Genomic DNA, 19,067 nt, shown 5'->3' on the forward strand with positions numbered 1-19,067 from the left:
ATTATCCGGTCAAAGCCGACCACAACCAAGGGACTTCCCGTGAGAATCTTTTCCGGCCTGGGTGGCAAGTTGCTGCTGGCCTTCTCCTTGATGGCATTACTCACACTGAGTGCCTCCCTGCTGGGTTGGGTGGGGCTTAGCCATCTGCGCCAGCTAGAGCAAGGGGTGCAGCAGACTCTGGCCGATCAGGAGCTGGCCCGCACGCTCTCTCGCCTCAGCGGCGAGATCCAGAGCGCGTCACGGCTGCTGGCCACCGCAACCAGCGAGCAGGAGCATCAGGGACGCCTGCTTACCCTGCAGGGGCAACAGCTGCAACAGGTGCTGGCGCAACTCGGCCGTGGGCAGGGTTCAACAAGCCTCGATCAGCTCAGTCAAAGCATCATCGGCAATCTGGGTCAGCAGGGCTGGCTGGTGGGGGAACGGTTGACCCTGATGGCGCAAGGGGAGGCGCAGCGGGCCCGTCTGGTGGCGGCGGCCGGGCAAATTGCCGAGCTGGCGCGCAGCCAGATGGAGAACGCCGAAACCGTGATGGTGGCGGGGTTGGGTTCCCTCTACCAACAGCAAGGTGCGCAGGCGACCCGGACGCTGGACCGCCTGCTGGAGCAGGATCTTGACTGGCTGGAGCAGATGACCGAGCTGCGTCATCGTACCCTGATGCAGCAGCAGCGCATCGAGGAGATGTGGCGCAGCGAACGACAGGAACAGTTGCAAACGCTATTGCAAGAGGGGCTGCGGGAGCTGGCCATCTTGCAACTGCGGGCCGGGGCGGTGACCGACCCGGCCCGCCGGCAGGCGGTGGAACAGGCGCTGACCGTGCTGGCACAGAGCGACAAGCTGGTGCAACTGCGCAGCGACTGGCTCGGCAAGGGGGAGGCGCTGCGGGTGCTGGCCAATGCCAATGAAGCTCTGATGAGCAGTCTCAACCAGCAGGTCGGAGAGCTGGTCAGCCGTGCCCGCGATTCGCTGGGGCAGAGCCAGCAGGCGCTAAGCCAGCGCCTCAGGCTGCTGGAGCAGGCGTTGATGGGCATTGGCCTGCTCACCCTGCTACTGCTGATGCTGCTGATGTGGCGCATGGTCTACGGCCGGATCGTCTGGCCGCTGCAACGGGCGGTGGCGGGGATGAGCCGGTTGGCACGCGGAGATCTGGCACCTCTTGAGCCGATCGCCAGCACCGGGCGCGATGAGCTGGCGGAGCTGGGCCGGGCCTTGCAGGTGTTTCGTGACAATGCGGTCGAGTTGGGCCGCTATCAGCGCGAGCTGGAGTCGCGGGTCGAGGAGCGCACCGGCCAGCTCAGCCACGCCAACGAGCGGCTCAATGAGGAGGTGGAGAAGCAGCGGCAGGCTCGCGCCGAGGCCGAGCAGGCCAACCGGGCCAAGTCGGTGTTTCTCGCCACCATGAGCCACGAGATCCGCACCCCCATGAACGGCATTCTCGGGGGCCTGACGCTGCTGGAAGATACCCACCTGAGCGATACCCAGCAGCGCTATCTGGCCGCCATCGAGCACAGTGGCGAATCCCTGCTGGAGATCCTCAACGACATTCTCGACTACTCCAAGATCGAGGCGGGTCATGTGGAGGCACGCCGCGAGCCCTTCCCCCTGTTCCAGCTGGTGGATGAACTCAGCGCACTGTTTCGGCCAAAGGCAGCGGCCAAGGGGGTCACCCTGGCGCTGGAATATGCGCCCGGGCTGGCGCCTGTGGTCGAGGGGGATCTGGGCAAGCTGCGGCAGGTGCTCGGCAACTTGCTCGGCAATGCAGTCAAGTTTACCGCCCGTGGCCAGATTACCCTGACGGTGGCGCCCCTTGTCTGTCACGGCCCTTGTGCCGAGCCCTGCATCCGCTTCGTGGTGCGCGATACCGGCCCCGGCATTCCGGCCGATGAGCAGGAGGCTGTGTTCGAGGCGTTTCGCCAGCGCAAGCGCGATATAGGCCATCAGGGCGGCACCGGGCTGGGGTTGGCGATCAGTCGCAAGCTGGTGGCCGCCATGGGGGGCGAGCTGAACCTTGCCAGCGAACCGGGCAAGGGGTGTGAATTCAGCTTCAGTCTGCCCTTGCAACGCTCGAGTGCCCAGCTGCCTGCCGAGGCGCAACCGCTGCACCTTGGCCAGTCCCGTGACATCCTGCTGGTGGAGGATAACGAGATCAACCGGTTGGTGGCGCACGGCATGCTGACCCGCCTCGGCCATCGCGTCACCTTGGCGGAGGATGGTCGCAGCGCGCTGGCGCTGGTGACCGAGCGCCCCTTCGAGCTGGCGCTGCTCGATATCAATCTGCCCGATATGGACGGTATGACCCTGCGCGAGGATCTGGCAGCCATCAGCGAGGAGATGCATGAGCGGCCGCTGCCCGCCATCGCCATCTCGGCCCAGATGTATCCGGAGGATATCCGCCACTGCCTTGCCGCCGGGTTTGTCGATTTTGTCGGCAAACCGGTGCGGCTGGCGGTGCTGGCGAACGCCATCGATCAACTATTTCGGCAAGAGGGCGCCTCTATCGAGCCGCAGGTGCAATTATCTGCAGCCGCGCCCCCAACTAACCACCCCGAGTGGGCCAATCCGGTGCTGGATGCCGATCTGCCCCTGCTCGGCATGGCGCGGATCCGCCAGCTGGTCGCGCTGTTTGAGTCGCAAGGGCGGGTGTTGGTAGATAAGTTGGCTCAGGGGGAGGGGAGTGAGCAACGTCAGCTGGCGCACAAGCTCAAGGGGAGTGCGCTGGCGCTGGGGTTGACCGAATTTGCCAGCCATTGCACGGCCCTTGAGGCGGGGGGCGGTGAGCCTGCGGCAATCGGCGGGCAATTTGACGCGGCGGTGAGCGGGTTGCAGCAGTGGCTGGCGGCCAACAGGGATTCGCCGTTCTGATCCCTGCTGGCGATGCACAACGTTCAGAGGGGGCCAGTCCCTGCTCCGTTTATTCGATCTCGCGAAATAGCACCTGCTTGCACTTGGTGCAGACCCATTCCCGGCGAAAATCGGTCAGGTGCACCATGCCTACCTCCAGCAACTCGTGGTGGCCGCAGTGATAACAGAAGATGATGTCGCCATCGACTGATTCAGGGTGGGCCGCCAGATATTCGGCTTTGGTGGGGAGTTGATCCCACGAGGTGGTGGGGACATGCTTGCGTTGGCTGGTGTAGTAGACCCAGTAGAACAGAAAAAAGACAGCCAGGATCACGAATGTCAGCAGATGGTCCATCTTGAACTCCTCCGGTTAGGTGCAGCCCCTCGGATGCATGGCTGCAATCAGCTCCATCATCATTAAATTTGTTTCGAATGAATATGTTACAGGAAGGATAAAGAGGGCGTTGTGATCCCCTTCGGGTTTTGCCCGCCCGCAGCGGGATGAAAAATGTGCCGTTTGGCGGAGCGGCCAGGGTATTGAACGGGGAGGGAATCTTGCTTTTTACAACATAAATTCAACCTTTTTTTAGGTGGTTGGACTGTCTCTTTGATCCAGCTCACGTTACAATGCCCGCGCCCACTTCACCTAACGCGCAAACGATTTTCAGGAGAGAAACGGATGTTGAAACGTGACATGACCATCGCCAATTATGATCCGCAATTGTGGCAGGCCATCACAGACGAAACCCGTCGTCAGGAAGAGCATATCGAGCTGATTGCGTCTGAGAACTACACCAGCCCCCGTGTCATGGAAGCCCAGGGCTCCCAGCTGACCAACAAGTACGCCGAAGGTTACCCTTCCAAGCGTTACTACGGTGGTTGCGAGTATGTGGATGTGGTCGAAACCCTGGCTATCGAGCGCGCCAAAGAGCTGTTCGGTGCCACTTACGCCAACGTGCAGCCGCACTCCGGCTCCCAGGCCAACAGCGCCGTTTACATGGCTCTGCTGCAGCCGGGCGACACCGTGCTGGGCATGAACCTGGCCCACGGCGGTCACCTGACCCACGGCTCTCCGGTCAACTTCTCCGGCAAGCTTTACAACATCGTGCCTTACGGTATCGATGAGTCCGGCAAGATCGACTACGACGACATGGAACGTCAGGCTGTCGAGCACAAGCCGAAGATGATGATCGGTGGCTTCTCTGCCTATTCCGGCATCGTTGACTGGGCCCGCATGCGCGAAATCGCCGACAAGGTCGGTGCCTACCTGTTCGTCGACATGGCCCACGTGGCTGGTCTGATTGCCGCTGGTGTCTACCCGAACCCGGTTCCCCACGCTCACGTGGTCACCTCCACCACTCACAAGACCCTGGCCGGTCCGCGCGGTGGTTTGATCCTCTCCGCCGCTGACGACGAGGAGCTCTACAAGAAGCTCAACTCTGCCGTCTTCCCGGGTGGTCAGGGTGGCCCGCTGATGCACGTCATCGCCGGTAAAGCCGTTGCCTTCAAAGAGGCGCTGGAGCCGGAGTTCAAGACCTATCAGGCTCAGGTCGTGAAAAACGCCAAGGCGATGGCTGCCACCTTTATCGAGCGCGGTTACAAGATCGTCTCCGGCGGTACCGACAACCATCTGATGCTGGTTGATCTGATCGGCCGCGAGCTGACCGGTAAGGATGCTGACGCTGCGTTGGGCAAAGCCAACATCACCGTCAACAAGAACTCCGTGCCCAACGACCCGCGCTCCCCGTTCGTCACCTCCGGTGTGCGGATCGGTACCCCGGCCATCACCCGCCGCGGTTTCAAGGAAGCCGAGTCCATCGAGCTGACCCACTGGATCTGCGACGTACTGGACAACCACGACAACGATGCCGTGCTGGCCACCGTGCGTGAGAAGGTGCTGGATATCTGCCGCCGCTTCCCGGTTTATGGCTGATAAGTCAGACCATCCGGTTTGAGACCAATGCCACCTTCGGGTGGCATTGTTTTTTCTGGCTTTTACCGGTTTTGGATGGCCGTGCTACACTGGCCGACCTAGATCCTGGCCCGCCGGGCCGGTCCCTGTTCCATTAACGCCGGAGGTCCGATGCATTGCCCATTCTGTAGTGCGGTTGATACCAAGGTGATCGATTCCCGTCTGGTGGCAGAAGGCCATCAGGTGCGCCGCCGTCGTGAGTGTCTGCTCTGTCACGAGCGTTTTACCACCTTCGAGATGGCCGAGCTGGTGATGCCCCGCGTCATCAAGTCCAACGGCTCCCGCGAGCCGTTCAACGAAGACAAGCTGCGCGCCGGCATCCTGCGGGCGCTGGAGAAGCGGCCGGTGAGCATGGAGGCCATCGAAAAGGCGGTCAACCATATCAAATCCCGCCTGCGTGCCACCGGTGAGCGCGAAGTCGCCTCCGAGCTGGTGGGCAATCTGGTGATGGATGAGCTCAAGAGTCTGGACAAGGTGGCCTATATCCGCTTTGCCTCCGTCTATCGCAGCTTCGAAGATATTCGCGAGTTCGGTGAAGAGATCGCCAAATTGGAGAAATGATGGTATCGGATGGGCAAGTGGATATCCGCTTCGCCCCTCTCTACCTCAGGACACGAAGATATTCGCGAGTTCGGTGAAGAGATCGCCAAGCTGGAGAAGTAAACCGCCATTCTCACCCATGTTGCCGCGTCCGATTACGCTGCGCTAATCGAACCTACGATACTGCGTAAAGCCGAGATGTGTTGTCAAAGGAGCCCGAATGTTTAGTCAAGATGATTACCAATGGATGAGTCGGGCCCTCGAACTGGCCCGCCGCGGCCGCTACACCACGGCCCCCAATCCCTGCGTCGGCGCCGTGCTGGTCAAAGATGGCGTGGTGGTTGGCGAAGGGTGGCATCAGAAGGCGGGCGAGCCCCATGCCGAGGTCTACGCCCTGCGCGCCGCCGGTGACAACGCCCGTGGCGCTACCGCCTATGTAACTCTCGAACCCTGTTCCCATCATGGTCGTACTCCCCCCTGCGCCGAGGCGCTGATCAACGCTGGCGTAGCGCGGGTCGTGGCGGCCATGGTCGATCCCAATCCCCAGGTGGGTGGGCGTGGCCTGCGGATGCTCTCCGAAGCGGGGATCAAGACCGATTTCGGCCTGCTGGCGAGCGAAGCCGAAGCGCTCAACCCGGGCTTTTTCAAGCGGATGCGTACCGCCTTCCCGCGGGTAACCATCAAGCTGGGAGCCAGCCTCGATGGCCGCACCGCTATGGCGAGCGGTGAGAGCCAGTGGATCACCTCCCCGGATGCGCGCCGCGATGTGCAACGACTGCGGGCCCGCCACGATGCGGTACTCTCCAGCGCTGAAACCGTACTGGCCGATGGTGCTTCCCTGACCGTGCGCTGGGACGAGTTTCCCCCCTCGGTCAAGGCAAGTTATCCCAAAGAGACCCTGCGCCAGCCGCTGCGGGTCATCGTCGATTCGCAAAACCGGCTCACCCCCGACTTGCCGCTGTTCCAGAGCGAGAGCCCGGTGCTGCTGGCTCGGCACAAGGCGTCCGGCGAGTGGCCCGAGTGGGTGCAGCAGCTGGAGCTGCCGCTGCTGGATGGCAAGCTGGATCTGGTCAGCCTCTTCATGCTGCTGGCCAAACAGAACGTCAACTCGGTACTGGTCGAGGCGGGCCCGCGGCTGTGCGGCGCTCTGCTGGAAAAAGGGCTGGTGGATGAGCTGGTGCTCTATCAGGCGCCCAAACTGATGGGCGACGAGGGGCGCGGTCTGTTCCATCTGCCGGGCCTGACCCGGCTGTTCCAGGCGCCCAAGCTCGCCATCAAGGATGTGCGCATGGTCGGCCAGGATATTCGCATTACCGCCAAAATAGCCTGATTTATCAATGTTCAAGGGGGCATAATCAGCCCCCGTCATCAGCAAGGTGATCTGCATGTTTACCGGAATTATCGAAGCGGTGGGGACCCTGGCCGAACTGCGCCGTCAGGGCGACGACATGGCCCTCACCGTCCATGCACCGCATCTCGACTTCAGTGACGTCAAGCTGGGCGACTCCATCGCCACCAACGGCGTCTGCCTCACCGTGGTGGCGCTGGGCGACAAGAGTTATACCGCCGACGTGTCGCTGGAAACCCTCTCCCGTACCGGTTTTGCCGCCGCCAGAGTGGGCGATCGGGTCAACCTCGAGAAGGCGCTGATGCCCACCTCCCGCCTCGGCGGCCATCTGGTCTCCGGCCATGTGGATGGGGTAGGGGAAGTGAAAAGCGTCTCCAGCAGCGGCCGCGCCATCGAGTACTGGATCAAGGCGCCGGGCGAGCTCTCCCGCTATATCGCCGAGAAGGGCTCCATTGCGGTGGATGGCATCAGCCTCACCGTGAACGCGGTGCAGGGGGACCTTTTCCGTCTGACCATCGTGCCCCACACAGCCCAGGAGACCACCATCGCCAGCTGGAAGCCGGGCCACAAGGTCAACCTCGAGGTGGATCAGATCGCCCGCTATCTGGAGCGGCTGATGATGGGGAAAAGTCAGGAGAGCAGCGCCTCGACCCTGACCATGGAGACGCTGGCCAAGGCCGGTTTTCTCTGACGGTGAGCGCTAAATCAGGTCACCAAAACGATTTTCTGTGATCCCGCTCTGATTGAAATGGAGCCGCTAGCCCCAATCTAGAGCAACATACACACGCATTTGCGTTGAGCCTGCGGGCTCAACCCCCAAGCACACTGATGGAGTAGCCCATGGCGCTGAGCACAACCCAGGAAATCATTGCCGATATCAAGGCTGGCAAGATGGTGATCCTGATGGATGACGAAGACAGGGAGAACGAAGGGGACCTCATCATGGCCGCCTCCTGCGTCCGTCCGGAGGATATCAACTTCATGGCCCGCTACGGCCGTGGCCTTATCTGCCTGACCCTGACCCGGGATCGCTGCAAGCAATTGGCGCTGCCGCTGATGGTGGATCGCAACAATGCACAGTTCTCCACCGCCTTTACCGTCTCCATCGAGGCGGCAGAAGGGGTGACCACAGGTATCTCAGCCGCCGATCGTGCGGTGACTGTGCAGGCGGCAGTGGCGGCCAATGCCAAGGCGGCCGATCTGGTGCAGCCGGGCCACATCTTCCCGCTGATGGCGCAGGATGGCGGCGTGCTGACCCGTGCCGGTCACACCGAAGCGGGCTGCGATCTGGCCCGTCTGGCCGGTTTCGAGGCGGCCGCCGTCATCGTCGAGATCCTCAACGAAGATGGCACCATGGCGCGCCGTCCTGACTTGGAGATCTTCGCCGAGGAGCATGGCATCAAGCTTGGCACCATCGCCGACCTTATCGAGTACCGCAACCAGCACGAGACCACGGTCGAAAAGGTGGCCGAGTGCAAGCTGCCCACCGAGTTTGGCGAGTTCGACCTCATCACCTTCCGCGACACCATCGACAATCAGGTTCACTTCGCCCTGAAAAAGGGTGAGGTGCAGGCCGACCAGCCGACCTTGGTGCGCGTCCATCTGCATGATGTGCTGAGCGATCTGCTGCTGACCGACCGCCACGCCGCCCGAAGCTGGCCGCTGCCCAAATCCATGGCCCGCATCGCTGACGAAGGCGGGGTGCTGGTGATTTTGGGGGCGGAATCCCATGGCGCCGAGCTGCTGGCTAGGGTCAAGGGTTTTGAAGCCGCCGACAAGGGACTGGCACCGGAAGGAGCCAAGTGGCAAGGCACTTCTCGCCGTGTTGGTGTGGGTTCCCAGATCCTCAAGGCCCTTGGCGTGAGCAAGATGCGCCTGTTGAGCTCGCCGAAGAAGTACCATGCCCTCGGCGGTTTTGGTCTGGAAGTGGTTGAGTACATCGGCGAGTAAAGTTCCATCAGAGAAGTACCATCCCCTTCCGGGCGGTTTCGGTCTGGAAGTCGTGGAATTTACCGGCGAGTAAGCGCGCCGGACTGGTTGAATCGCGATCATGGCTGTCTATTGCGGCCATGGTTTTTGTCGTGGGTCTGTTGTGCTAGAATGTGCGCACTTTTGACTCCGGCCCTTTTGATTGCACAGATACAGGATTTCCAATGAAGGTTATCGAAGGAAATATCGCCGCTCCTGAGGCGCGCGTTGCTATTGTTGTTGCCCGTTTCAACAGCTTCATCAACGACAGTCTGGTGAACGGCGCGGTGGACGTACTGAAGCGTCAAGGTCAAGTGCAGGACAGCAACCTGACACTGGTAAAAGTGCCGGGCGCGGTTGAAATGCCATTGGTCATCAAGAAGCTGGCCAAGAGTGGTCAATACGACGCCATCGTGGCGGTCGGTACTGTCATCCGTGGCGGCACCTACCACTTCGACCTGGTGGCAAACGAGAACAGCAAGGGCATGGCCCAGGTAATGATGGAATATGAAATTCCCGTTGCCTTCGGTGTGCTGACCACTGAAAACATTGAACAAGCCATCGAGCGTGCAGGTACCAAGGCGGGTAACAAGGGTGCAGAGGCTGCACTGGCAGCGCTCGAAATGATCAACGTCCTGAAAGAACTGGACGTGTAACGAGGAGAAGTACATTGAAACCGTCTGAGCGCCGTAAAGCCCGCCATTGCGCCACCCAGGCCATCTACCAGTGGCAGATGACCAAGGCTAACGTGGGTGACATCGAAGAGCAGTTCAAGATCGATCAGGACACCAAGGGTGTAGACCTGAACTATTTCCGCGATCTGCTGTTCGGGGTAGCCCTCCACTGCAGCGAGCTGGACAAGGTGTTTGCACCTTTCCTCTCCCGTCCGCTGGAAGAAGTGGACATGGTGGACAAGGCGATCTTGCGTCTGGCGACCTACGAGCTGACCCGTCGTGATGATGTACCGCCGCGCGTGGTCATCAACGAAGCGATCGAGCTGGCCAAAGCTTTTGCTGCCGATGACAGCCACAAGTTTGTCAACGGTGTACTGGACAAGGTGATCAAGTCGCTGAACAAGCGTTGATCCTGCTGTCCGTCAGCATCTAAGAGAGGAGCCAGCTTATTGCTGGCTTTTTACTGTATGGGTGAATTTGAGCTGATTGATAAGTACTTCAAGGTCCCCCACGCCCGCAAGGACGTGGTGATGGGCCCTGGAGATGACTGTGCCCTGCTGACCCTGCCCCCCGATACCCAGCTGGCGGTGAGCACCGACACTCTGGTGAGCGGCGTACACTTCTTTCCCGACATGGATCCGGTGGATCTCGGCTACAAGGCGCTGGCGGTCAATCTCTCCGATCTCGCCGCCATGGGGGCCGAGCCGCGCTGGGTATCGCTGGCGCTGACCTTGCCTGCCATCAACGAAGGTTGGGTCGCCGGTTTTGCCGAAGGGTTCCTGGAGCTGGCCGAGTACTACAATGTGGCGCTGGTGGGCGGAGACATGACCCGCGGGCCGCTCTCCATCACCATCTCGGTGAAGGGATCGGTGCCTGCCGGTCGCGCCCTGATGCGCAGCGGTGCCAAAGCCGGTGACGGCATCTATGTCACCGGTACCCTGGGAGATGCTGCGCTGGCGCTCTCCCACCTGCTGGGCAAACGCAACCTCAACGAGAACCAGCTGGCGGCTGTGCTGCCACGGCTCGACCACCCCCATCCCCGCATTCTGGCTGGTCAGGCGCTGCGCGGGCTGGCGGGCAGTGCGCTGGATCTATCCGATGGTCTGGCATCGGATCTCGGCCATATCCTCAAGGCCTCCGGTGTACGGGCCCAGATCGATCTCGATCTGCTACCGCTCTCGCCGGTGCTGCAGGATGCGGTGAGCGAGCAGGAGGCGTGGCAACTGGCGCTGGCAGGTGGCGATGACTACGAGCTCTGCTTTACCGTACCGGAGGAGCACCGCGGCGCGCTCGATACGGCGCTGGCTCACAGCGGGGTCAAGTTCAGCCGCATCGGCCGCATCGTGGCGGGCGAGCCGGGCATCGACTACCTGCGTGGCGACCAAGCGGTCGAGTTGCAACTGAAAGGGTGGGATCACTTCGCATGAGTTTGTTCAGGATAAAGCCCGAGCTGACACGACTGGATCTGAAAAATCCGCTTCATTTTTTGGCGGTGGGGTTTGGTTCCGGTCTCAGCCCCAAGGCGCCGGGCACCATGGGCACCCTGGCGGCCATTCCGCTCTACCTGCTGGTGAGCGGGCTGCCGACCCACTGGTTTATCGCCTTGCTGGCGGTGGGTTTTGTTGTGGGGATCCGTATCTGCCAGAGCGCCACCGATGCCATCGGCATGCCGGATCACGGCGCCATCGTCTGGGACGAGGTGATCGGCTTTGGCGTCACCATGATCGCCGCGCCAGCCGGTTGGGAGTGGGTGGTGGCGGGCTTCGCGCTGTTCCGGTTGTTTGATGTGCTCAAGCCCTGGCCCATCTCCTGGTTTGATCGCCGGATCCACGGTGGCCTGGGCATCATGCTGGACGATCTGATCGCCGGCCTGTTCGCCCTGTTTTGTATGCAATTACTGGCATTCTGGCTCGGTTGAGAGCCATCTTCCGGGGGATGACCGCTCTGGCATCCCCCGATTTATATCTGCTTAATTTTCATTCATCGGCATATGCTGCCGTTTATCATCCATTTCACATAAATATTCACTACTCATTCGGGGCTCGTGATTGTTTTGGAAATAGTGATAAATGCTGCTTGTTGCGTTGTTGTTGAAATTAAAGTAATGATACCAATAGAAGTACGGACGCACCGGCCATTTGTGTGATGAAAGTCATCATTTATCTCTGCCGAATTGGTGGTTATCTGCACAAAACATTGCGGAATTGTATAACTCAATCATTTACACCCGTGGTCAAACCGTCTAAGTTACTCGCGGGTTATTCCAAAAAAATGCAAAAAACCCGCCCGGATCGCTGGTTTCGCTGCCTCATGGATTGAGCAAATATTGCCCAAGGTAACAACCGGCATCTGCGGCTGATTTACGGACGAATTATTTGGGACGGATGTCCCCCGCAGAGGTAAACATGTCCTTGCTCGAAGTAAAGAACTTGCGGATCGAGTACCCCTCCCGCTACGGGGTGCTGGCCGCGGTGAAGGATCTCTCTTTCTCTATCGAAAAGGGTGAGATTGTCGGGGTGGTCGGTGAATCCGGCGCCGGCAAGTCCACCATCGGCAATGCCGTTATCGATCTCCTGAGCCCGCCGGGTCGCATCGCCCGTGGCGATATCTATCTCAATGGCGAGCTCATCTCCGGCAAGAGCCAGAATGAGATGCGGGCCATCCGTGGCTCCCGTATCGGGTTCATCTTCCAGGACCCCATGACCTCCCTCAACCCGCTGTTCACCGTTGAGCATCAGCTGGTGGAGACCATTCTGGCCAATACCGACCTCTCTCGCGAAGCCGCTTTTGCCAAGGCATTGGAGCTGATGGGGGCGGTGGGTATCCCGCAGCCGGAGCTGCGCATCAAGCAGTATCCGCACCAGTTCTCCGGTGGCATGCGTCAGCGGGTGGTTATCGCCATTGCGCTCTCCTGCGATCCGGAGCTGATCATCGCCGATGAGCCGACCACAGCGCTCGACGTCTCCATTCAGGATCAGATCCTCCAGCTTATCCGCGCCCTCTGCAAAGAGCGTCAGGTGGGCTGCATGCTGGTGACCCATGACATGGGCGTGGTCTCCAACGTTACCGACAAGGTGGCGGTGATGTATCGCGGCGATCTGGTGGAGTTCGGCCTGACCGAACAGGTACTGGGCAGCCCCAATCACCCCTATACCCGCAGCCTCATCTCGGCAGTACCCCGCTCCGATGTGAAGCTGGTGCGTTTCCCGCTGGTCTCCTATATCGAGGATGCCAGTGCGCCGGATACCAATATTGACCTCAAGACCCACTGGCTCGGCCAGAGTCAGGACGAGCGTGCCTATGAAGGGGCGCTGCTGCGGGTGGAGAACGTCGATCTGAAGTTCGTCACCAAGGACTCCATCTTCCCGAGCCGCCGCCAGTATGTACGCGCTTGCAACAACATCAGCTTCGAGATCTTCGAAGGGGAGACCTTCGGTCTGGTGGGGGAATCGGGCTCCGGTAAATCGACTATTGCCCGCGCCATCACCGGTCTCTATCCGCCTGATACCGGCAAAATCTTCTTTGAGGGGATCGATCTGACCGCTCTCAAGAGCGAGCGCGAGCGTCGCCCGCTGCGTCGCCAGATGCAGATGGTGTTCCAGAACCCCTATTCGTCGATGAACCCGCGGATGAAGGTACGCGACATCATTGCCGAGCCGATCCGCTTCCATCAGCTGGCGAGCAGTGAGAGCCAGATTGAGGGGATTGTCGGCGATCTGCTGGATCACGTGGGTCTCGGTCGTGGTGCCGGGGTCAAGTATCCCCACGAGTTCTCTGGCGGCCAGCGCCAGCGCATCTCCATTGCCCGCGCCCTGGCCACTCGCCCGCGCTTCCTTATCTGCGACGAGCCGACCTCGGCGCTGGATGTGTCGGTGCAGGCCCAGATCCTCAACCTGCTCAAGGATCTGCAGCAGGAGCTCAAGCTCACCATGCTGTTTATCAGCCACGATCTGCCGGTGATCCGCCAGATGTGCGACCGCATCGGGGTGATGCAGCACGGTCATCTGGTGGAAGTGGCCGAGACCGAGAAACTCTTTACCAATGCCGAGCATGAGTACAGCCGCAAGCTGATCTCCCTCATGCCGGAGTTCAAGGGAATGTCCCGCGAGGGGCTGGAAATCGCAAGCTAGGAGAGCACCGGTGCGCCGGTCTGCTTGTCAAAAAAAGTGTCATAAGAAAGCCAAAAGCATGGAGAACAAGATGAAGAAAGGATTGTCCAAGATTGCCCTGGCGCTGTTTGCCGCCGGTTTCGCCTTCAGTGTCTCAGCCGCTGATATCAAGGTGGGTGTCGCTTCTGACGCCACTTCGCTGGATCCGCAGGAGCAGCTCTCCGGTCAGACCCTGGAGATGTCGCACCTGGTATTCGATCCCCTGATGCGTTACACCCAGGACTTGCAGTTCGAGCCTCGTCTGGCCGAGAAGTTCGAGCGTGTCGATGACAAGACCGTCCGCTTCCACCTGCGCAAAGGGGTCAAGTTCCACTCCGGTAACGACTTCACCGCTGACGACGTGGTGTGGACCGTCAACCGCCTGAAATCCTCCGTCGACTTCAAGGCGATCTTCGATCCCATCAGCGAAGTGAAGAAAGTCGATGACTACACCGTCGATCTGATTACCGCCAAGCCGTTCCCGCTGGTGCTGCAGACCGTCACCTACATCTTCCCGATGGACTCCAAGTTCTACACCGGCAAGACCGAAGCGGGCAAAGACAAGGCCGAGATCGTCAAAAACGGCGACTCCTATGCCTCTACCCACGTCTCCGGTACTGGCCCGTTCACCGTCAAGTTCCGCGAGCAGGGTGTGAAGCTGGATTATGCCCGCAACGCCAACTACTGGGACAAAGCCTCCAAGGGTAACGTCGAGAACCTGACCGTGGTGCCGATCAAGGAAGATGCGACCCGTGTTGCAGCCCTGCTGGGTGGCGACGTGGACATGATCTATCCGGTTGCGCCGAACGATCTGGAGCGCGTGAAGAATGGCAAGGACTCCCAGCTGGTCACCCTGTCCGGTACCCGTGCCATCATCATCGAGCTGAACCAGAACACCAATCCGGCGCTGAAAGACAAGCGCGTGCGTCAGGCGATCAACTACGCCATCAACCAGGTGGGTATCGTCGAGAAGATCAACAAGGGCTTCGGTACCCCTGCTGGCCAGCTGAGCCCGAAAGGCTATGCCGGTCACAACGAGGCGCTGGTGCCCCAGTATGATCTGGCCAAGGCCAAGGAGCTGATGAAAGAGGCCGGTTACGAGAAAGGCTTCAAGATGACCTTCATCTCCCCGGCTGCCCGCTACGTCAACGACGTCAAGATTGCCCAGGCTGTCTCCGCCATGCTGGCCAAGATCAACATCAAGGTGGATCTGAAAACCATGCCGGTGGCCCAGTACTGGCCCGAGTTTGACAAGTGCGCCGCAGACATGCAGCTGATCGGCTGGCACTCCGACACTGAAGATACCGCGAACTTCTTCGAGTTCCTGACCTTCACCAAGGATGCCAAGACCGGTATGGGCCAGTACAACTGCGCCGGTTACGCCAACGCCGAAGCTGACAAGCTGGTGATGGATGCCAACGCCGAGACAGATCCGGCCAAGCGTGCCGAGATGCTGAAGAAGGTCGAAGCCATGCTGATCGAAGATGCTGCCTACGTGCCGTTGCACTGGGAAGATCTGGCCTATGGCGCCAAGAAAAACGTCGACATCAAGCCGGTGGTCAACGTGATGAACTTCCCTTACCTGGGTGACCTGGTGGTCAGCAAGTAAGAGAACGTCGCAAGGAAGGACGGGGCGGGGTGGTCAGCTGGCCACTCCGCCCACTAACAGAAGCCTGTGCCACGACACAGGCCACGTAGAAGGACAAGCATGTTTACATTCCTGCTGAAACGGTTCTATCAGGCCGTGATAGTGATGTTCGTCATCAGCCTGGTCGCCTTCTCCATCCAGGACAACCTGGGTGACCCGTTGCGCGAGCTGGTGGGACAATCCGTCTCCGAAGCCCAGCGTCACGAGTTGCGCGAGAAGATGGGCCTTAACGATCCCTTCCTCATCAAATACAGCCGCTTTCTGAAAAATGCGGTGCATGGGGATTTGGGCACCTCCTATTTCTTCAAGCGACCCGCTCTCGAGGTGATCCTCGACAAGCTGGTGGCTACCCTTGAGCTGGTGTTTGCTGCCGCGCTTATCATCGTGGTGGTTTCCATTCCACTCGGTGTCTATTCGGCGATCCGCCCGCGCAGCATTCCCACCAAGATCATCATGGCGGGGAGCAGTATCGGCATCTCGATCCCGGTATTTTTGACCGCCATCATGCTGATGTACCTCTTCTCCATCCAGCTGGGCTGGCTGCCGGCCTATGGCCGCGGCGAGACCCGTAACCTGCTGGGCTGGGAGTCGGGCTTCTTCACCTGGGACGGCATCCTGCACCTGATCCTGCCCGCGGTGTCCCTCTCTTCCATCATGCTGCCGCTGTTTATCCGGTTGGTGCGCTCCGAGATGCTGGAGCAGCTCTCCTCCGAATACGTCAAGTTCGCCCGCGCCAAGGGGCTGGACAACAACAAGGTCTACTACAGCCACGCCCTCAAAAACACCATGCTGCCGGTCATTACCGTCGGTGGGGTGCAGATCGGCACCATGGTGGCCTACACCATCCTGACCGAGAGTGTGTTCCAGTGGCCGGGCACCGGCTTCCTGTTCCTCGAGGCGATCCACCGGGTCGATACGCCCCTCATCACCGCCTACGTCATCTTCGTGGGACTGATCTTCGTGGTGACCAATACCCTGGTCGACCTGCTCTACGGGTTGATTAACCCGACCGTTAACCTGACTGCCAAGGGGTAAGCGCATGACTAATGCTGTAACTGCAAGCCCAAGCCGTTGGGCACGATTCAAGAACTCTGACATCGTCTACTACTTCCTGCGGGACAAGGTAGCCATGTTCAGCTTTGCGGTGTTCGTGGTATTTGTGCTGGCGGCGCTGCTGGCCCCCTGGCTCGCCCCGCACAACGTCTATGACCAGACCAGTTTTGATCTGATGGATGCCGAGTTGCCCCCCTCCTGGCTCGAAGGTGGCGAGGAGCGCTTCTGGCTCGGCACCGACAACCAGGGGCGGGATATCTGGAGCACCATCCTCTATGGCGCCCGTATCTCCCTCACCATCGGCCTGTTTGCGGTGGCGCTGCAGCTGGTGCTCGGTATCGTCATCGGTCTGATTGCCGGTTACTTCGGTGGTCGCATTGACAACCTGTTGATGCGCTTTGCCGATGTGCAGCTGTCGTTCTCCACCATGATGGTGGCGATCATCATCTCCGCCATCTTTCAGGCAACCTTTGGCTCCGAGTTCTACTCGAAGTTCGCCATCATGATGCTGGTGGTGATTATCGGGATTGCCGAGTGGCCGCAGTACGCCCGTACCGTGCGCGCCTCTGTGCTGGCGGAGAAGAAGAAGGAGTATGTGGAAGCGGCCAAGGTGATGGGGTTCCGCGCCCCGCGCATCATGTTCCGCCACATTCTGCCCAACTGTTTGTCGCCCATTCTGGTCATCTCCACCGTGCAGGTGGCCAACGCCATCATGAGCGAGGCGGCACTCTCCTTCCTCGGGCTGGGAATGCCGGTTGATCAGCCCTCGCTCGGTTCGCTTATCAGCGTCGGCTTCAACTACATCTTCTCCGGCTCCTGGTGGATCACTGCCTTCCCGGGCATCTGTCTGGTGGTGCTGGTGCTGGTCATCAACCTGCTGGGTGACTGGCTGCGGGATGTGTTTAACCCCAAGATCTACAAAGGGTAATCCAAGTCAGAAATGCAAATTAAGAAGGGCGCCAGTGAGGCGCCCTGCTTTTGTTGGATAGCGTTAACACGTTATCAGGCTTGCAGCCAGCTTTCGATACTGTGCTGGATGCCAGCATCGTCCAGACCGAGCAGGGCATAGATCTCCTGCTGGGTACCCTGTTCCACGAAGCGATCCGGCAGGCCGAGGTTGAGCACCGGCTTGCACTGTTTACTGCGCATCAGCAGCTCGTTCACCGCCGAACCGGCGCCGCCCATGATGGCATTGTCTTCGATGGTGACGAACTGATTGTGACTGGCAGCCAACGACAGCACCAGCGCCTCATCCATCGGTTTGACGAAGCGCATGTCCACCAGGGTGGCATCCAGCGCTTCGGCGGCCGTTTTCGCGTGGTGCAGCAGGGTGCCAAACGCCAGAATGGCAGTGCCTTTGCCCTCTCGCAGGATACGTCCCTTGCCAAGCGCCAGTGCCTGCATTTCTGCCGAGATGGGGGCATCGCTCAGACTGCTGCCGCGGGGGTAACGCACGGCGGCAGGGGCTTGATGGAGATAGCCGGTATAGAGCATCTGGCGGCACTCATTCTCATCAGATGGCGTCATCACCACCATGTTGGGCACGGTGCGCAGGAAGCTGATGTCGAACGCCCCCTGATGGGTCGGGCCATCGGCGCCCACCAGACCGGCCCGGTCGATGGCGAACAGCACCGGCAGATCTTGCAGCGCCACGTCGTGGATCACCTGATCGTAGGCACGCTGCAGGAAGCTCGAATAGATGGCCACCACCGGCTTCTTGTCGGCGATGGCAAGACCCGCAGCGAACGTGACTGCATGTTGCTCGGCAATCGCCACATCGAAGTAGCGATCCGGATACTGCTGGCTGAATTTCACCAGCCCCGAGCCTTCACGCATGGCGGGGGTGATACCGACCAGCTTCTCGTCTTTGGCGGCCATGTCGCACAGCCATTGGCCAAAGATGGCAGAGAAGGTGGGTTTGGCGCTGCTCGCCTTGGGCAGGGAGCAATCGTCAGGATTGAACTTGGGCACTGCGTGATAACCGATGGGGTCTTTCTCCGCTGGCTCGTAACCCTTGCCCTTCTTGGTCTTGACGTGCAGCAGTTGCGGACCCTTGAGATTGCGCATGTTGCGCAGGGTCTCGACCAGTGCCTCGATATCGTGGCCGTCGATGGGGCCGATATAGTTGAAGCCGAACTCCTCGAACAGGGTGCCGGGCACCACCATCCCCTTGAGGTGCTCTTCGGCCCGCTTGGCCAGCTCCTTGACCGGCGGCAGGCCCGCCAGCACCTTCTTGCCACCTTCGCGGATGGTGGTATAGAGCTTGCCGGACATGACCCGGGCCAGATGGTTGTTCAGCGCCCCGACATTCTCTGAGATGGACATCTCGTTGTCGTTGAGGATCACCAGCATATCCTTGTGGACATCGCCAGCGTGGTTGAGCGCTTCAAAGGCCATCCCTGCGGTAATGGCACCATCACCGATCACTGCAACGACCTTGCGACCCAGCCCTTCACTCTCGGCGGCGACCGCCATACCGAGCGCCGCACCGATGGAAGTGCTGGAGTGGCCGACGGAGAGCACGTCGTACTCGCTCTCGCCACGCCAGGGGAAGGGGTGCAGACCATCCTTCTGCCGGATGGTGTGGATCTGATCTCGGCGCCCGGTCAGGATCTTGTGGGGATAGGCCTGATGGCCCACGTCCCAGATCAACCGATCGAACGGGGTGTTGTAGACGTAGTGCAGGGCCACGGTCAGTTCGACCGTACCGAGACCGGAGGCAAAGTGTCCGCTGGAGCGGCTGACAGAGCGCAGCAGATATTCGCGCAGCTCGTTGCACAGCACCGGCAGCCGATCTTTGGGCAAGGAACGCAGCTCGACCGGAGTGTCCGCGAGGGCCAGGTTGGGGAAATTGCTAATATCAACGCTCATATTGTTA

General features: G+C 60.2%; 16 protein-coding genes. 14 read left to right on the forward strand and 2 right to left on the reverse strand.

Going from position 1 to position 19,067, the window contains the following annotated elements; translation table 11 throughout:
* Positions 1–39 precede the first annotated feature (39 nt).
* Complete coding sequence (torS, locus tag AB5Y76_RS03750; RefSeq protein ID WP_368177684.1) at positions 40–2,859, forward strand: TMAO reductase system sensor histidine kinase/response regulator TorS; 2,820 nt, start codon at positions 40–42, stop codon at positions 2,857–2,859.
* A 49-nt stretch (positions 2,860–2,908) separates the two neighbouring features.
* Here torS and AB5Y76_RS03755 read toward each other — a convergent pair whose 3' ends face one another.
* Complete coding sequence (locus AB5Y76_RS03755; protein ID WP_368177685.1) at positions 2,909–3,193, reverse strand: hypothetical protein; 285 nt, start codon at positions 3,191–3,193, stop codon at positions 2,909–2,911.
* A gap of 324 nt (positions 3,194–3,517) precedes the next feature.
* Between AB5Y76_RS03755 and glyA the strand changes: the two genes are divergently transcribed.
* The 13 genes from glyA to AB5Y76_RS03820 all read left to right on the forward strand — a co-directional run bounded on the left by glyA (position 3,518) and on the right by AB5Y76_RS03820 (position 17,117).
* On the forward strand, positions 3,518–4,771 hold the full coding sequence (gene glyA, locus AB5Y76_RS03760) for a serine hydroxymethyltransferase (RefSeq protein ID WP_005338884.1): 1,254 nt from the start codon (positions 3,518–3,520) through the stop codon (positions 4,769–4,771).
* Between the two features lie 150 nt (positions 4,772–4,921).
* Positions 4,922–5,371 (forward strand): transcriptional regulator NrdR, encoded by a 450-nt coding sequence (nrdR, locus tag AB5Y76_RS03765; RefSeq protein ID WP_005338880.1) that lies wholly within the window; start codon positions 4,922–4,924, stop codon positions 5,369–5,371.
* Between the two features lie 199 nt (positions 5,372–5,570).
* Positions 5,571–6,680, forward strand: a complete 1,110-nt coding sequence (ribD, locus tag AB5Y76_RS03770) for a bifunctional diaminohydroxyphosphoribosylaminopyrimidine deaminase/5-amino-6-(5-phosphoribosylamino)uracil reductase RibD (RefSeq protein WP_368177686.1) — start codon at positions 5,571–5,573, stop codon at positions 6,678–6,680.
* Positions 6,681–6,735: 55 nt separating this feature from the next.
* Positions 6,736–7,389: a riboflavin synthase gene (locus tag AB5Y76_RS03775; RefSeq protein WP_047438140.1), complete on the forward strand. Its 654-nt coding sequence runs from the start codon at positions 6,736–6,738 to the stop codon at positions 7,387–7,389.
* Between the two features lie 149 nt (positions 7,390–7,538).
* The gene (ribBA, locus tag AB5Y76_RS03780; protein WP_368177687.1) at positions 7,539–8,648 is read left to right on the forward strand and encodes a bifunctional 3,4-dihydroxy-2-butanone-4-phosphate synthase/GTP cyclohydrolase II; all 1,110 of its coding nucleotides are present in this window, start codon (positions 7,539–7,541) and stop codon (positions 8,646–8,648) included.
* Between the two features lie 203 nt (positions 8,649–8,851).
* Entirely contained in the window at positions 8,852–9,322 is a 471-nt protein-coding gene (ribE, locus tag AB5Y76_RS03785; protein ID WP_005338866.1) for a 6,7-dimethyl-8-ribityllumazine synthase, read from the forward strand.
* A 14-nt stretch (positions 9,323–9,336) separates the two neighbouring features.
* The gene (nusB, locus tag AB5Y76_RS03790; protein ID WP_005343514.1) at positions 9,337–9,750 is read left to right on the forward strand and encodes a transcription antitermination factor NusB; all 414 of its coding nucleotides are present in this window, start codon (positions 9,337–9,339) and stop codon (positions 9,748–9,750) included.
* A gap of 57 nt (positions 9,751–9,807) precedes the next feature.
* Positions 9,808–10,767, forward strand: a complete 960-nt coding sequence (gene thiL / locus AB5Y76_RS03795) for a thiamine-phosphate kinase (protein ID WP_033137794.1) — start codon at positions 9,808–9,810, stop codon at positions 10,765–10,767.
* On the forward strand, positions 10,764–11,258 hold the full coding sequence (locus tag AB5Y76_RS03800; protein ID WP_005349509.1) for a phosphatidylglycerophosphatase A: 495 nt from the start codon (positions 10,764–10,766) through the stop codon (positions 11,256–11,258). The genes thiL and AB5Y76_RS03800 overlap by 4 nt, the downstream gene beginning before the upstream one ends.
* A gap of 487 nt (positions 11,259–11,745) precedes the next feature.
* Positions 11,746–13,470 carry an ABC transporter ATP-binding protein gene (locus tag AB5Y76_RS03805; RefSeq protein WP_005358467.1) on the forward strand — a complete coding sequence of 575 codons (1,725 nt, stop codon included), beginning with the start codon at positions 11,746–11,748 and terminating at the stop codon, positions 13,468–13,470.
* A gap of 70 nt (positions 13,471–13,540) precedes the next feature.
* Entirely contained in the window at positions 13,541–15,097 is a 1,557-nt protein-coding gene (locus tag AB5Y76_RS03810) for an ABC transporter substrate-binding protein (RefSeq protein ID WP_042054176.1), read from the forward strand.
* A gap of 99 nt (positions 15,098–15,196) precedes the next feature.
* Positions 15,197–16,171 (forward strand): ABC transporter permease, encoded by a 975-nt coding sequence (locus tag AB5Y76_RS03815; RefSeq protein ID WP_042080630.1) that lies wholly within the window; start codon positions 15,197–15,199, stop codon positions 16,169–16,171.
* A 4-nt stretch (positions 16,172–16,175) separates the two neighbouring features.
* The gene (locus tag AB5Y76_RS03820; RefSeq protein WP_019445927.1) at positions 16,176–17,117 is read left to right on the forward strand and encodes an ABC transporter permease; all 942 of its coding nucleotides are present in this window, start codon (positions 16,176–16,178) and stop codon (positions 17,115–17,117) included.
* A gap of 74 nt (positions 17,118–17,191) precedes the next feature.
* Here AB5Y76_RS03820 and dxs read toward each other — a convergent pair whose 3' ends face one another.
* Positions 17,192–19,060, reverse strand: a complete 1,869-nt coding sequence (gene dxs, locus AB5Y76_RS03825; protein WP_263716993.1) for a 1-deoxy-D-xylulose-5-phosphate synthase — start codon at positions 19,058–19,060, stop codon at positions 17,192–17,194.
* Between the last annotated feature and the right edge of the window lie 7 nt (positions 19,061–19,067).

Origin of the sequence: Aeromonas sp. R1-2 (genome assembly GCF_040908505.1) — a bacterium.
GTDB classification, from domain to species: Bacteria; Pseudomonadota; Gammaproteobacteria; order Enterobacterales; family Aeromonadaceae; genus Aeromonas; species Aeromonas veronii.